Source organism: Mycobacterium sp. UM_WGJ (assembly GCF_000455125.1).
Lineage (GTDB): Bacteria > Actinomycetota > Actinomycetes > Mycobacteriales > Mycobacteriaceae > Mycobacterium.
Genome location: NZ_AUWR01000026.1, coordinates 1 through 13,948, shown reverse-complemented (window position 1 = coordinate 13,948; position 13,948 = coordinate 1). Strand labels below are relative to the sequence as shown.

Sequence of the window (13,948 nt, the reverse complement as noted above, 5' to 3'; positions counted from 1 at the left end):
ACGCCTTGCGCAGTTCTTAGACCCGCGCGGGCATGGTGTCCCAGCCGCGCACAGCTGAGGACGACGAGAAGATCGCCGCGTCGAGATCGACCTCCCAGTCGCCGAAGCGGTTGAGGATCTCATCCAGCGCGATCCGCCCTTCGAGGCGGGCCAGGGCGTTACCGAGGCAGTAGTGGGCGCCGACCCCGAAGGTGAGATGTTGCCGCGGTGGCCGCGTGACGTCGAAGGATTCGGCTGTGCCTCCAAACCGACGCTCATCGCGGTTGGCCGCGCCGATCAGGGTCAGGATGGCCGCCCCTGCCGGAACCGCCCCGCCGTGGAACTCGGTATCGCGCGTGACATAGCGCGCTGCCTGCAGTGCCGGCGGTTCATAGCGCAGGATCTCCTCGATGGCATTCGGCAGCAGAGACCGGTCTTCGGCCAGCAGCCGGCGTTGATCGGGGTGCTGGGACAGCAATTTGCCCATCCAGCCGATCAGACGGGTGGTGGTCTCGGCGCCGGCCACGGCGACGACGTTCATGAACATCAGCAGTTCCTCGCGGCGTAGCCGCCGCGTGCAGCCGGTCTCATCGGTGAATTCGACTTGCAGCAGGTCGGTGGTCAGGTCGTCGGCCGGATGGTCGATGCGCCAGTCGATGAACTCGGCGAAGATCTGTCCGTCGGTGAGCGCGCCGTCGGGATTGTCGGTCAACTGCCCGCCGCGCTTGGTGCGGACATGCTTGTCGCCGTCTTCTTGAACGCGCCGCTGGTAGTCCTCGGGGATGCCGAACAGCATGCCCACCACCCGCAGCGGCATCACCGCGCCGAGGTCTTTGACGAAATCGATTCGGTCCGCGCCGATCAGCGGGTCCAGGCACCGGGCGGTGAATTCACGGATGGCGGCTTCGAGTGCATTGATCTTGCGCGGAGTGAAGGCCCGGGCTAGCAGGCTGCGATGGATGTCATGGATCGGTGGATCCTCGAAGATCAGCATGCCCGACGGGATCTCGATGTCTGCCTTGAGGATCTCCAACACCACGCCGCGGGCCGAGCTGAAGGTCTTGTGGTCGATCAGGGCCTGGTTGACGTCCTCGAACCGGCTCACGGCATAGAAGTCGTGAACTTCGTTGTAGTACAGCGGCGCTTCGTCCCGCAGCCGGGTGAACATCGGATAGGGGTCGGCGTTGAGCCCGGCATCCCACGGGTCGTAGTAGACGTCCGGAGTGCTGATGGCAGCCGCGGTGTTCGTCACTGTCCGCGCTCGAACGGCACCACGGGTGGCACCCCGATTCCCTCGGGCATCACCAAGCGACCGTCGACGTCGATGTAGCCGGAACGGTTGGTGGGCAGTGGCAGAACAGGATTCGGGCAGGGACGGTCGGTGCCGTCGCCGCAGATCCCGCCAGTGAAGTAGGACCGCTTCTGGTGGTCGGCCGGCCACGGGTCGGAGTGCAGCGCGATCCATTGCGCCGGAACCATGTAGAGCACGAAGAAGCACGCGCTGACCCCGGCGAAGACCGCCAGGAACCGGGTGAACTGCTGCCGGGCCCAGCCTCCTCGCACCTGGTCGAGACCGCGCTCGACGATGGTGCGCCCGCGCTCGTCGGTGAAGAAGCGCAGCGAACACAGCGCCGCCTGGACCGCGCCCCACATCAGCCCCTCATAGATGGGCCATTGGTAGTAGGTGTCGGCATTGATCGACACCGACCGGATGGCGCCCGGGTAGGTGTAGAAACCGATCGGCAGCAGGACCAAGCCCTCCATGACGAAATCGAAGACGAATGAGATCGCATAGGTGACGGCGATCAGGCGAAGATTGCTGATACCCGGCCAGCGCGCCTTGATCTTTCCCATGATCCAGCACCCGGCGATGGTGATCAGCAGCACGCCGTAGGCGTACCCCGGAACGTTGGTCAGCAGCGGTTCGGCCACTTGGCGGCCGGGTTCCTCGGGCGACACCCAGCCGGGGATATGCGATGTCCACGAACCCCGGTTGAACAGCCAGGTGTTGTAGGTGCACCAGGTATTGAAGTAGTTGAGCAGCGGGTCCAGGAAGAACATCAGGCCCATCGAGACAAACAGCAGGCCGTCCAACGTGATTCGTCGCTCGCGGCGCCACGGACGGATGAAGAACCACCACACCGCGAAGGGCAGGCCGACCCAGAGCACGATGGCGTTGGCCATCAGGGGGACCTTCATGTACAGCGGCGGATCGTTCGGCCCGCCGGGGACGCGCTCGAAAAAGGGCCCGGTGATCCACCGGGTCCACACGTAGAGCTGCAGCGTCAGCAGTGCTCCGCCGACCGTCGCCCACACCTTGACGGGCCCGCCACTTCCATGGCCGTTTGGCTCCGGTCCGGTGGGAACGGAGCCGACCTCTTGACTCGACAAGCCGCTACTCATAGCGCGGTCTCCTTCCGGGATGGCCCAGCCCGGCAAAATATACTCACTGGTATCTCGGCTGCCAAGGGGTATCGCAGATTCTGTGGGACAATTCGGTCCATGGTGGAGCAGTGGACCCGTGAGCGCCGGCTCGAGCGCACGCGGTCGCTGCTGCTGGACGCTGCCGAGGAGGTCTTCGCCGAAAAGGGCTTCACCACGGCGACTCTCGATGACATCGCCCAGGCCGCCGGCTATACCAAGGGCGCCATCTACAAGCACTTCGCAGCCAAAGACGAGCTCTTCCTCGCGGTCAGCGATCGGTACTGGCGGCGGTACTTCGAGAACTTCGCCGAAGTGATGGCGAACGCGACGCAGGTGGGGGTGCGCGAGCTCGACGACATCGCCGAGCGCTGGCAACGGCTGAGCCGGGACCGGGGCGCGGAGCATGCCGCGCTGGGGTACGAGTTCACGCTGTACCTGCTGCGCAACCCCGAGGCCCGAGATCGCGTCGCGGCCAAGCGGGCCGAGGTCGTCGAGCAGCTGGCGACTTTCATCGTCGACGGCGTCGAACGGCTCGGAGGGACGCTGTTGATCCCGGCCCTGACTCTGGCGCAGGTTCTCGTCGCCACCAGCGACTCCGCCGTACTGGCCAGCGAACTCGACGGGATCGACCTCTACCGGCCGGTGGTCGCGATGTACGTCTCGATGATCAAGCTGCCCTGAGTCCGCCTGGGCGTCCGAACGCCCAACACTTGAGATCAATAACAAGTACTTGATAACATTCGCGCCGAGGACGTCCAGGGTTGCGATTCACCGATCGACGCCGAAGGGGATGCAATGACCGCAGAGGTGCCGCAGCGGGTCGCCGTGGTCACCGGTGGGGGTTCGGGTATGGGGGAGGCCACCTGCCACGAACTGGGTCGACGCGGCTATCGCATCGCCGTTCTCGACGTGAATGGCCAAGCCGCGCAGCGGGTCGCCGACGACGTGCGGGGCCAGGGCACGACCGCGCTGGGCGTCGAGGTCGACGTCACCGATCGGGCCGCCGTCGCCGAGGCCTTCGCCAAGGTGCGCAGCGAACTCGGCCCGGTAGCGGCCCTGGTGACCAGCGCCGGACTCTTCGGCTACTGCGCCTTCGGCGACATCACGCCCGAGGCCTGGGCCCGGATCATCGACGTCAACCTGACCGGGACATTTCACTGCTGCCAGGCCGCACTGCCGGACATGGTCGCCGCCGGCTGGGGGCGCATCGTGATGATCTCTTCGTCCAGTGCACAGCGCGGATCGCCGTTCGCCGCGCACTACGCCGCATCCAAGGGAGCGGTCATCACCTTGACCAAATCGCTGGCTCGCGAATACGCCGCCCAAGGCATCACGGTCAACAACATCCCGCCGTCGGGCATCGAGACGCCCATGCAGCACCAGGGCCAAGCGGCCGGCTACCTGCCACCGAACGAGCAGATCGCGGCCAATATCCCGATGGGACGGCTGGGCACGGCCTCGGACATCGCCGCGGCGGTCGGGTTCTTGTGCTCGGAGGAAGCCGGTTTCATCACCGGCCAGGTTCTCGGTGTCAACGGAGGTGCGGTGTTGTGACACAACAATCTTCAGTGCGAGCCGGTAGGCCCGCGGAAGGATCGTGGACCGAACACTATCCGGAACTGGGCACCGGTCCGGTTTCGTTCACCGATTCCACCTCACGCGAGTTCTTCGAGATCGAACGCGAAGCGGTGTTCAAACGTGCCTGGCTCAACATCGGGCGCGTCGAGGAACTTCCCGAGTGCGGCAGTTATGTCACCAAGGAGATCGAAGCCGCCCAGACGTCGGTGCTTCTCGTCCACACCGACCAGGGAATCCGCGCCTTCGGCAACGTCTGCCCGCGGTGCGCGACCAAACTGGCCTGGCATGACTTCCCGGACCGTGAAACGTCGGGTCAGGGTGACGCCATCACCTGCAAGCGCTGCCGCCGCAACCAGGGACTCGACAGCGCCGACACCCACGACCTCAGCGGAGTGCACTGCGACATCTGGAACGGCTTCATCTTCGTCAACTTCGACAGCGAGCCGCGCCAGAGCCTGCGGGATTTCCTCGGGCCGATGATCACCGGCCTGGACGGCTACCCGTTCGAGAAGCTGACCGAACGCTACGACTGGGTGGCCCACAACAACAGCAACTGGAAGATCTTCGCCGACGCGTTCCAGGAGTACTACCACGTTCCGGCGCTGCACTCCCAACAAGTGCCCGCCCAAGTCCGGGTGCCCGGGGCCGGATTCACCTGCGGGCATTTCCAACTCGACGGCCCGCACCGATTGGTCTCCACCGCCGGCCGGCGCCGGTGGCTGCTGCCGCCGGAGTACATGTATCCGATCGAGCGGGCCACCCGCAGTGGGCTGGTCGGTCCGTGGGAGACACCCGACATCGGTGAGCTGCCGGCCGGGGTGAATCCTGGCGGCATCGAACCGTGGGGGATCAGCAACTTCCAGATCTTCCCCAATACCGAGATCCTCATCTACGGCGATTGGTACCTGCTCTACCGGTACTGGCCCACCTCGCACAACACCCACCGGTTCGAGGCCCACACCTACTTCCATCCGGCCCGCACCGTGCGCGAACGCATCGAGCACGAGGTCGCCTCGGTGGTACTCAAGGAGTTCGCCCTGCAGGACGCCGGCATGCTCGGCGGTACCCAAGCCGCGCTGGAATACGGCGTCGTCGACGACTTCCCGCTGAACGACCAGGAGATCCTGGTGCGGCATCTGCACAAGGTGGTCGCCGACTGGGTTAACGACTACCGGCGTGAGGCGGCCGGTGCGGGAGCGCAGCGATGAGCGCCGCACGGCTGCCCAGTGCCTTCTCCGAACTGGAGCCCTTCGCCGAAACCTGGTGTTTGGCAACCGAAACCGAGCGCTTCAACCAAAGAGTGGCCAGCAGCATCCCGGAGCTGCGGCAGTTCTATGACGCGTTCTTTCCGCGGCTGGAAGAGGCGATCGACTATTGCGACAAGTTCGCCCTGGACGAACTTCCCGAGGACGCTCGCAACCTGCTGCAGCTGATCTATTCCCTGGTGATGGTGGCGATGGCCGTCGAGATCATGGGGCAGCCCGCCCCCGTCGACGCCGCGGATGCCGTCATGGTCCGCACCGGCTGGCCCGTTCCCTAGCGGTGCCAGGAACCAAACCCGTGTCAGGAAGGACAGACCAATAAGTCTGCTCATCGTCAGCAAGCTGACCGCATCGGTCGGCGCGGCGGTCCTCGGCCTGGACCCGCAACGCCTGGCCTCCGACGACAGTCTCGCTGCTGCCGTCCTCGAGGCGTTGGAGGACAACGGTGTCCTGGTCTTCCGCGGCCTACATATCGACCCCCGGGCCCAGGTCGCGTTCTGCGGTCGCCTCGGCAGCGTCGACTACTCCGCCGACGGCCACCACGAGGTCGCAGGCATCTATCCGGTCACCCTCAACCGCGCCAAGAACTCCTCGGCCGGCTATCTGCGCGCCACCTTCGATTGGCACATCGACGGGTGCACGCCGACCGGTGACGAATACCCGCAGAAAGCCACCGTGCTCTCGGCGGTGCAGGTAGCCGAACGGGGCGGCGAGACCGAATTCGCCAGCTCCTACGCCGCCTACGATCTGCTCACTGACGACGAGAAGCGGCGCTTTGGCGCGCTGCGCGTCGTCCACTCGCTGGAGGCTTCCCAGCGGCGGGTCACCCCGGATCCGGCACCGGAAGAACTGGCCCGGTGGCGTTCCCGGCCCACCCACGAACATCCACTGGTGTGGACGCACCGCAACGGCCGCCGATCACTGGTGCTCGGTGCCTCCGCCGACTACATCGTCGGCATGGATCTGGACGAGGGACGCGCCGTGCTGAACGAACTGCTCACCCGGGCCACGGTGGACGACCGGGTCTACCGTCATCACTGGGCGGTGGGGGACACCGTCATCTGGGACAACCGCGGTGTCCTGCATCGGGCCGCGCCCTATGACCCCGATTCTCCCCGGGAGATGCTGCGCACCACGGTGCTCGGCGACGAGCCGATCCGGTGACCGCGGCTTTCGAAGGAGACGACATGAGTGATCTGTCAACGGAGAGCGAGCTTTTCGTCGCCACGGCGCGGGCATTCCTGGACAAGACCGCGGCGCTGCGCGACTACCGCGACCTGCACGCCCGGGGCGGGTCCTATGACGCGGCGTGGTGGCGCCAAGCTGCCGATCTCGGCTGGGCCGGCCTACTGGTGCCCGAGGAGCTGGGCGGCGGCAGTGTTTCGGGCTGCGGGCTTCGCGACCTGGCCGCGATCGCCACTGAGCTCGGGCGCACCGTGGCCCCCGGGCCGCTGTACCCGGTGAGCGTGGTCCTGGCCGGTCTCGTCGACGCCGACAACCGAGAGGCCCATGCGCGCGACATCGCGGCGCTGATCGCGGGGGAGACGGTGGCGACCTGGGCTGCCGACGAGCCCGGCCGGGGCTTTCGCCCCCACCAGCCGGGCCTGACCGCCACCCGCATCGCCGGCGGCTACCGGCTCAACGGGGTCAAGGATCGGGTGGAGGCCGCAGACCGGGCGGATCTGGTGCTGATCGGCGCGCGCACCGACGACGGCGCGGTGCGCCAGTTCCTGGTCCGCACCGACAGCGCCGGAATTCAGGTGACGCCGCAAACCGGCATCGATCTGGTGAAGCAGTACGCGCGCATCGAATTCAGCGATACCGAAATCGACGCGTCCGCGGCAGTCGGCAGCGCGGCACAGACCGGTGCGCTCATTGACCGCCAGACCCAGATCGCGATCGCGCTGGTGTGCGCCGAAACGGCCGGGATCCTGGACGCTGTCATGGAGATGACCGTCGCGTGGGCCCGCGACCGGTACAGCTTCGGCCGGCCGCTGGCGTCCTACCAGGCGATCAAACACCGGCTCGCCGACATGACGATGTGGCTGCACGCCTGCCACGCGATCACCGCCGGTGCGGTGGACAAGGTGGCCGCGCGCGATCCCGAGGCCGCCATGTGGGCCGGCGCGGCCAAGTCCTATCTCGGCGAACATGCCGGCCGGCTGATTCAGGAGTGCGTGCAACTGCACGGCGGAATCGGCGTTACCTGGGAACACGACCTGCACCTGTATCTGCGCCGGGCCACCCTGTACCGGAACCTGCTCGGCACTCCGGCCGAGCACCACCAGGCCATCTTCGCGGCCGCCAGCAGCACCGAGCCCGCCGCATGAACGACATCACCGTCGACGCCTTCGCCGCATCGGCACGCGACTGGCTGGCCGCCAACATGCCGCGCCTGGACCCGCAGCACCCCCCGCGCAATGGACGCGACGACGACGGCGCCTGGCAGCGCGCCCGCGAACTGCAGCGACGGCTGTACGAGGGCGGATTCGCCGGGATCTGCTTTCCCCGCGACTACGGCGGCCTCGGCCTGGACCTGCGCTATCAGAAGGCGTTCGATGCCGTGTCTGCCGGCTACGAGATGCCGCTGATCCTCAACGTCCCGACCTTCACCATCTGCTGCGCCACCCTGCTCGACACCGGCAGTGAGGAACAGAAGCGCCGCCACATCAGTGCCGCCCTGCGCGGTGACGAGGTGCTGGTGCAGCTGCTCTCGGAGCCCAGCGGCGGATCCGACCTGGCCGGGCTGATCACCCGCGCCGAGCGCGACGGCGACGACTGGGTGGTCAGCGGGGCCAAGACGTGGAGCACCAGTGCGTTCGCCGCCGACTTCGGGTTGCTGCTGGCCCGCACCGATTCCACGGTGCCCAAGCACGACGGGCTGACGATGTTCCTGGTGCCGATCGACGCGCCCGGCGTCACGCTGCGCCGCATCGAGCAGGTCGACGGCTCCAACGAGTTCTGCGAAGAATTCTTCGACGGGCTGCGGCTCGGGCCCGACACGGTGGTCGGCGAGGTCAACAAGGGCTGGGACGTCGCCTCGCGGCTCCTCTACCACGAGCGGCGGGCCGTGGGGCAGGGTTCGGAGTTCGCCAGCGGGCGCGGCCCCGAACGCACCGAGATGGCCGCCGGCGACTTCCTGGCCCTGGCGCACCAGGCCGGAACCGCGCACGACCCGCTGACCCAGGACCAGATCGGCCGGGTGCTGGCCCGGCGCATGGTGCGCGACGCGCTCATCGACTACGCCGGGCGGGGCATGCGCAGCGGTGAACTGCCGCCCGCCGCGGCTTCGATCATCCGGCTGTTCCATTCCGATGTGACCTATCTGGAAGTCGACACGGCCATGGCCGTCGCCGGTCCGTTGGCCGTGGTCGACGACGAGGCGCACCTGCTCAGGGCCGGCCGGCGGTATCTGTCACGGCAGACCGTGGGCCTGGGCGGTGGCAGCGACGAGATGGCTCGCAACGTCATCGCCGAACGTGTTCTGGGCCTGCCTCGCGAGTACGCCGCCGACCGCGGGGTGCCGTTCAATCAGGTACGCCATAACCGGCTCTGAACCCCTAACGTCGAGCGCGATACCGTCCGTAGGCGGCGACCGGTAGCCTTTACCGCGATGACCTCAGCAGAATCAAGCTCCCAGGGCGTTACCTACGCATCGGCAGGAGTGGACATCGACGCCGGTGACCGGGCCGTCGAATTGTTCAAACCGTTGGCCGCCAAGGCCACCAGGCCGGAGGTGCGGGGTGGCCTCGGCGGCTTCGCCGGCCTGTTCGCCCTGCGCAACGACTACCGTGAGCCGCTGTTGGCGTCTTCCACCGACGGCGTGGGCACCAAGCTGGCGATCGCCCAGGCACTGGACAAGCACGACACCGTCGGCATCGACCTGGTGGCAATGGTCGTCGACGACCTGGTGGTCTGCGGCGCCGAGCCGCTGTTCCTGCAGGACTACATCGCCGTCGGCCGCACCGTGCCGGAACGTGTCGCCGCGATCGTCTCCGGCATCGCCGAGGGATGTGTGCAGGCCGGGTGCGCGCTGCTGGGCGGGGAGACCGCCGAGCACCCCGGCCTGATGGAACCCGATCACTACGACATCTCCGCGACCGGTGTCGGCGTGGTCGAGGCCGACGACGTGCTGGGCCCCGACCGGGTCCGGCCCGGTGATGTGCTGATCGCTATGGGCTCCTCGGGCCTGCACTCCAACGGCTACTCCCTGGCGCGGGCGGTGCTGCTGGACATCGACCGGATGAACCTGGCCGGCCACGTCGAGGAATTCGGCCGCACCCTCGGCGAGGAACTGCTCGAACCGACGCGCATCTACGCCAAGGACTGCCTGGCACTGGCCGCCGAGACCCAGGTACGGACCTTCTGCCACGTGACCGGCGGCGGTTTGGCCGGCAACCTGGCTCGCGTCATCCCCGACGGACTGATCGCCGAGGTCGACCGGGGCACCTGGACGCCGGCTCCGGTGTTCGCGATGATCGCCCAACGTGGACGGGTGAGTCGCGCGGAGATGGAGAAGACGTTCAACCTGGGCGTCGGCATGGTTGCCATCGTCGCGCCGGAGGACACCGATCGCGCGCTGGCCATTCTGACTGCCCGCCACGTCGACTGCTGGACGCTGGGCACAGTTGCCAAGCCGGGGAAGAACGCGGAACCCGGAGACGGAGCCAAGCTGGTCGGGGAACACCCGAGGTTCTAAGTCCCAGCGGGTCTGCTCAGCCCTAGCGATCAGCCCTGGGTCCGGTCAGGACCGGCGGTACACGTGGCGCTCAGCGGCGCCAGTCGTCGTCGCCGTTCCAGGAGTCGTCACCTTCGGAGTCGTTGACCTCAGACCCGGCCAGCTCACGCTGAAGCCGACTGAAATCGGTCGACGGTGAGCTGTATTTCAGATCCCGAGCAACCTTGGTCTGTTTCGCCTTAGCCCGGCCGCGGCCCATGGGGGACCCCCTCGCGCAATAACGGAGCGGCCCCACGTGCAGGCGGCTCCGATCTGAATGTGTTTATTGTCCTGCCGACAGCTTACCGTGCCGATCGCGGAGCTGCCGACCTGCCCTGCGTCGGTGTGACCACGATCAAAGCCGGCCCCGTAGCCGGTCGACGGCGAGCCGCCCCGCGCCCCGCACGTCCGGCGGCGGCATCGATTCGGGGTCGATCACCGCACTGACCTCGGAGTCGGCGCCGGTCAGCAGCGGTGTGTCGGCGGGAAGTCCACGCTTGAGCAGCGCCAGCGCGATCGGACCCAGCTCGAAATGGTCCACCACTGTGCCCAGCCGGCCCACCGCGCGCCCGCCCGAGGTCACCGGATCTCCGGTCGAGGGCCGGTCCACCGACCCGTCCAGGTGCAGTAGCACCAGCATCCGGGGCGGTTTGCCCAGGTTGTGCACCCGAGCGACGGTCTCCTGCCCGCTGTAGCACCCTTTGTCCAGGTGCACCGCGCCGACGCCGGGACCGCCGATCCAGTTCAGCTCGTGCGGAATGGTGCGCTCATCGGTGTCCACCCCCAGCCGCGGGCGCCGCGCCGCCACCCGGTCGGCTTCGTAGGCCCATATTCCGGCGGGGCGCAGCCCGGCCCGGGTCAGCCGCCGCTGCCACTCGCCCTTGTCAGCGCGCGGCACCAGCAATTCCAGCGCATCGTGGCCGGGCGCTCGCCGAACGAAACCTGCGGCATCTCCGACCGGCACCGCCGTCGGCCCGGGCGCTTCGGCCAGCCCCAACGCCTCCAGGACAGCCGGAGCATCCCGGCCGGGGCCCAACAGCGCCAGCACCGCAAGATCCGCCGGCTCGACGGCGACGTCGGCCCAGAACACCATCTTGCTCAGGTGTTCGGCCAGGGGCGCCCCCCGCCACGGCTCGGTGTCGAGGTAGGTCCGCTCGCTGCGCTCGGTCTGGACCCAGTGATTCTGGATGTGGCCCTTGGCGTCCAAGGTCAGGTTCTCGGTGCTGGCGCCGTCGGGAAGATCGGCGACGTGCTGGGTGCACAGGCTGTGCAGCCAGGTCTTGCGGTCCGCCCCGCTCAGCGTGAGCACCGCCCGGTGGGACCGATCGACCCACACGGCAGCGGTTTCGGCGCTGCGTTGTTCGCCGAACGGGTCGCCGTAATGCCAGACAGCGCCCGCGTCGGGGCCGGAATCAGGTGCGGGGACGGCGGACACGGGTCAACTCTACGGAGCCGCTACGCTCACGGTCCATGGCAGCGGAGGCCGATGTGAAAGACAGCGTCGTGACGATCGTCACCGTAGGCGGCGGGCTTGCTGCGGTCGATGCACCTCTCTTGCACGCCGACGATCTGGCGGCGCTGCGCGGCGACGGGGTCTTCGAGACGCTGCTGGTGCGTCGCGGCGCTGCCTGCCTGCTCGATGCTCATCTGCGCCGGCTGGCGCGTTCGGCCGAGCTGATGGACCTACCGGCCCCGAATCTGGACGACTGGCGCCGTGCCGTCGACGAGGCGGTGCAGCAGTGGGCCGGCACGGGCGAGGGCGCCCTGCGAATGATCTACAGCCGCGGTCGAGAAACCGGTTCGGCGCCAACCGCATACGTGCTGTTGACCGCACTGCCGGAACGTGTCGCGGCGGCCCGTCGCGAGGGCGTAGCGGTGGTGACCTTGGACCGCGGCCTGTCGGCGCAGCGGCTGGAGCTGCCGTGGCTGCTGGCCGGCGCCAAGACGCTGTCCTACGCGGTGAACATGGCAGCGCTGCGGTACGCCGCGAAACAGGACGCCGACGACGTCATCTTCATCAGTTCCGACGGTTACGTCCTGGAGGGCCCGCGCTCCACGGTGGTGCTGGGGGAGCCCGGCCGGCTCATCACCCCGCCGCTGTCGCACCCGATCCTGCGCGGTACCACCCAGGAGGCACTGTTCGACGTGGCCCGCGACGCGGGCTACGGCTGCGAATACGCCCCCTTGCGGTCGGAGGATCTTGTTGCGGCGCAAGATCTCTGGCTGGTGTCCAGCATCACCTTGGCGGCACGGGTGCACACCTTGGACGGCCGGGCGCTACACCCGCGGGTGCCCGAGGCGGAGTTCGCCGCACTGGTCGACACCGCAATCGGCCACTGACGGCCCGCCGAAGTCATTGGCTCTGGGGTCAGGGCGCAAAGGTGCGAGAAGCCTGCGCTCTCAGCGCAGAGTCAACGCAAGGGGTCAGCCGATGAAGCGGGACAATCGCGCCGACAGGTGCGGCACCAGTTCCCCGTCGGCGTTCACCCGCTCCTCGACGTAGGCCAGGTCGCCGTCCTCGACGATCCCGTAGAGCCGCTTGGCCCCACCGATCAGCGCCCCCGATTTGCTGCGGGCCAGCGCGTCGGTGACCAGTTCCCAGGACGCCGGGCCGTGCGGGCGCCCGTAGAACAGCTCCACATAGCCCGCGGAGTGCGCCAGCAGCAGTTCGATGGCCTGCGACTCGTCGGGGTCATCCGGATCGTCCACGAACCGCCAGAAGCCGGTTTCGCGCAGGGCCGGTTGGCTGGACTCGTCGTCGGACAGCCGCCAAGACCGCGCTTCCCAGTTCAGATAGTCGCCGCCGTCGTGCGACACCACGATCTGCTGACCGAACCGGTAGTCGCCGTGCGCGCCGTGACCCACGCCTTCACCGCGCCACACCCCGACCAACGGCAGCAGCGCCAACAGGGCGTCGTGCAGGTTCGCGCCCTCGCGCAGGTTGGCGGTATCGGTGAGCGGCAGGTCGTCAAAGACCGGAATGTTGCGTGCCGCGGTCTGCTTGGCACGCTCAGCGGCGGCAGCTACCGCGCGGTCGCCGGAACCCCGGTCGACCTGACGCTCGCCGCCGCCTTCGGTGCCCCCGTCGGAAGCACTCACATCTCGTCGGTGATCAGCCGATACAGCGTGTACAGCGCGAACCAGGTGATCAGGCCAGTCGCCGCCACCAGCATCAACTCGAAGAACAACACCACGGGGGGAAGTCTAGCGGCGTTCGCAAGGCCGGCGGAGCCGGGTGCGGCGGGACGTCGAATTCGAGGCCATCGGGTTGCGCGAGTCGTCAGGCGACTTTGATGTCGACCTCGTGGAGGCCCGCCCCGGAGGGGGTCACCACGGCGTCTCCGTTACCGGCCGAGGACAGGGCTCGCACCCTCCAGGCGCCCGGCGCGGCGAAAAACCGGAAGTCACCGGTGGCCGAGGCCACGACCTCAGCGGTGAACTCGTCCGAGGAGTCCAGCAGTCGGACGAACGCACCACCGACGGACGCACCAGAGCTGTCCACCACGCGACCGGTGATCACGGTCTCCTTCTCCAGGTCGACGTTGGCAGGCAGGGCGAGCCCTTGCTTGGGTCCAGAGCACATATCAGCTTCCCAATTCGATCGGGGCGCCCACCAGGGAGCCGTATTCCATCCAACTACCGTCGTAGTTCTTGACGTTGCGATGTCCGAGCAGCTCACGCAGCACGAACCAGGTGTGCGACGAACGCTCACCGATACGGCAATAGGCGATGGTCTCCTTCTGACCATCCAGGCCGGCGTCGGCGTACAGCTTGGCCAGCTCCTCGTCGGACTTGAAGGTGCCGTCCTCGTTGGCGGCACGGCTCCACGGCACGTTGATCGCGCTCGGTACGTGGCCGCGCTGCTGGCTCTGCTCCTGAGGCAGGTGCGCCGGAGCCAGGATCTTGCCGGAGAACTCCTCCGGGGACCGCACGTCGACGAGGTTCTTGGTGTTGATCGCCGCGACCACCTCGTCGCGGCGGGCCCGCA

16 protein-coding genes are annotated in these 13,948 nt (G+C 67.7%); 9 read left to right on the top strand and 7 right to left on the bottom strand.

Annotation, left to right across the window (positions count from 1 at the left end; translation table 11 throughout):
- Positions 1 to 16 precede the first annotated feature (16 nt).
- Both N416_RS0109565 and N416_RS0109560 read right to left on the bottom strand, forming a co-directional pair.
- Complete coding sequence (locus N416_RS0109565) at positions 17 to 1,231, bottom strand: cytochrome P450 (protein WP_231384100.1); 1,215 nt, start codon at positions 1,229 to 1,231, stop codon at positions 17 to 19.
- Entirely contained in the window at positions 1,228 to 2,382 is a 1,155-nt protein-coding gene (locus N416_RS0109560) for a spirocyclase AveC family protein (RefSeq protein ID WP_024441882.1), read from the bottom strand. The genes N416_RS0109565 and N416_RS0109560 overlap by 4 nt, the downstream gene beginning before the upstream one ends.
- A gap of 99 nt (positions 2,383 to 2,481) precedes the next feature.
- Between N416_RS0109560 and N416_RS0109555 the strand changes: the two genes are divergently transcribed.
- The 8 genes from N416_RS0109555 to purM all read left to right on the top strand — a co-directional run bounded on the left by N416_RS0109555 (position 2,482) and on the right by purM (position 9,942).
- On the top strand, positions 2,482 to 3,084 hold the full coding sequence (locus N416_RS0109555) for a TetR/AcrR family transcriptional regulator (protein WP_024441881.1): 603 nt from the start codon (positions 2,482 to 2,484) through the stop codon (positions 3,082 to 3,084).
- A 114-nt stretch (positions 3,085 to 3,198) separates the two neighbouring features.
- The gene (locus tag N416_RS0109550) at positions 3,199 to 3,957 is read left to right on the top strand and encodes an SDR family NAD(P)-dependent oxidoreductase (protein WP_024441880.1); all 759 of its coding nucleotides are present in this window, start codon (positions 3,199 to 3,201) and stop codon (positions 3,955 to 3,957) included.
- A complete protein-coding gene (locus N416_RS0109545) occupies positions 3,954 to 5,189 on the top strand; it encodes an SRPBCC family protein (RefSeq protein ID WP_036457608.1) in 1,236 nt (411 codons plus the stop codon). The genes N416_RS0109550 and N416_RS0109545 overlap by 4 nt, the downstream gene beginning before the upstream one ends.
- A complete protein-coding gene (locus tag N416_RS0109540) occupies positions 5,186 to 5,521 on the top strand; it encodes a hypothetical protein (RefSeq protein ID WP_024441878.1) in 336 nt (111 codons plus the stop codon). Before N416_RS0109545 ends, N416_RS0109540 begins: the two co-directional genes overlap by 4 nt.
- Positions 5,522 to 5,561: 40 nt before the next feature.
- Positions 5,562 to 6,407, top strand: coding sequence for a TauD/TfdA family dioxygenase (locus tag N416_RS0109535; RefSeq protein WP_024441877.1), 846 nt, complete (start codon positions 5,562 to 5,564; stop codon positions 6,405 to 6,407).
- A 23-nt stretch (positions 6,408 to 6,430) separates the two neighbouring features.
- Positions 6,431 to 7,573: an acyl-CoA dehydrogenase family protein gene (locus N416_RS0109530; RefSeq protein ID WP_024441876.1), complete on the top strand. Its 1,143-nt coding sequence runs from the start codon at positions 6,431 to 6,433 to the stop codon at positions 7,571 to 7,573.
- Positions 7,570 to 8,799 carry an acyl-CoA dehydrogenase family protein gene (locus tag N416_RS0109525; RefSeq protein WP_024441875.1) on the top strand — a complete coding sequence of 410 codons (1,230 nt, stop codon included), beginning with the start codon at positions 7,570 to 7,572 and terminating at the stop codon, positions 8,797 to 8,799. Before N416_RS0109530 ends, N416_RS0109525 begins: the two co-directional genes overlap by 4 nt.
- A 57-nt stretch (positions 8,800 to 8,856) precedes the next feature.
- Positions 8,857 to 9,942, top strand: a complete 1,086-nt coding sequence (gene purM, locus N416_RS0109520) for a phosphoribosylformylglycinamidine cyclo-ligase (protein ID WP_024441874.1) — start codon at positions 8,857 to 8,859, stop codon at positions 9,940 to 9,942.
- 70 nt (positions 9,943 to 10,012) lie between these two features.
- Here the strand turns inward: purM and N416_RS22545 are convergent, their stop codons facing one another.
- Together N416_RS22545 and N416_RS0109510 are read right to left on the bottom strand one after the other, a co-directional pair.
- Positions 10,013 to 10,180, bottom strand: coding sequence for a DUF3073 domain-containing protein (locus tag N416_RS22545; RefSeq protein WP_081654520.1), 168 nt, complete (start codon positions 10,178 to 10,180; stop codon positions 10,013 to 10,015).
- A 135-nt stretch (positions 10,181 to 10,315) separates the two neighbouring features.
- Entirely contained in the window at positions 10,316 to 11,395 is a 1,080-nt protein-coding gene (locus tag N416_RS0109510; protein WP_024441873.1) for a folate-binding protein YgfZ, read from the bottom strand.
- Positions 11,396 to 11,430: 35 nt separating this feature from the next.
- On the opposite strand from N416_RS0109510, the gene N416_RS0109505 reads away from it, so the two are divergent.
- A complete protein-coding gene (locus N416_RS0109505) occupies positions 11,431 to 12,300 on the top strand; it encodes an aminodeoxychorismate lyase (protein ID WP_051190227.1) in 870 nt (289 codons plus the stop codon).
- An 84-nt stretch (positions 12,301 to 12,384) separates the two neighbouring features.
- Here the strand turns inward: N416_RS0109505 and N416_RS0109500 are convergent, their stop codons facing one another.
- The 3 genes from N416_RS0109500 to N416_RS0109485 all read right to left on the bottom strand — a co-directional run.
- Positions 12,385 to 13,059: an FABP family protein gene (locus N416_RS0109500; protein ID WP_024441871.1), complete on the bottom strand. Its 675-nt coding sequence runs from the start codon at positions 13,057 to 13,059 to the stop codon at positions 12,385 to 12,387.
- A 181-nt stretch (positions 13,060 to 13,240) separates the two neighbouring features.
- Positions 13,241 to 13,543 carry a DUF1416 domain-containing protein gene (locus N416_RS0109490; RefSeq protein ID WP_024441869.1) on the bottom strand — a complete coding sequence of 101 codons (303 nt, stop codon included), beginning with the start codon at positions 13,541 to 13,543 and terminating at the stop codon, positions 13,241 to 13,243.
- A 1-nt stretch (position 13,544) separates the two neighbouring features.
- Positions 13,545 to 13,948: sulfurtransferase (locus tag N416_RS0109485; RefSeq protein WP_024441868.1), on the bottom strand; the 404-nt coding region annotated here is incomplete at its 5' end.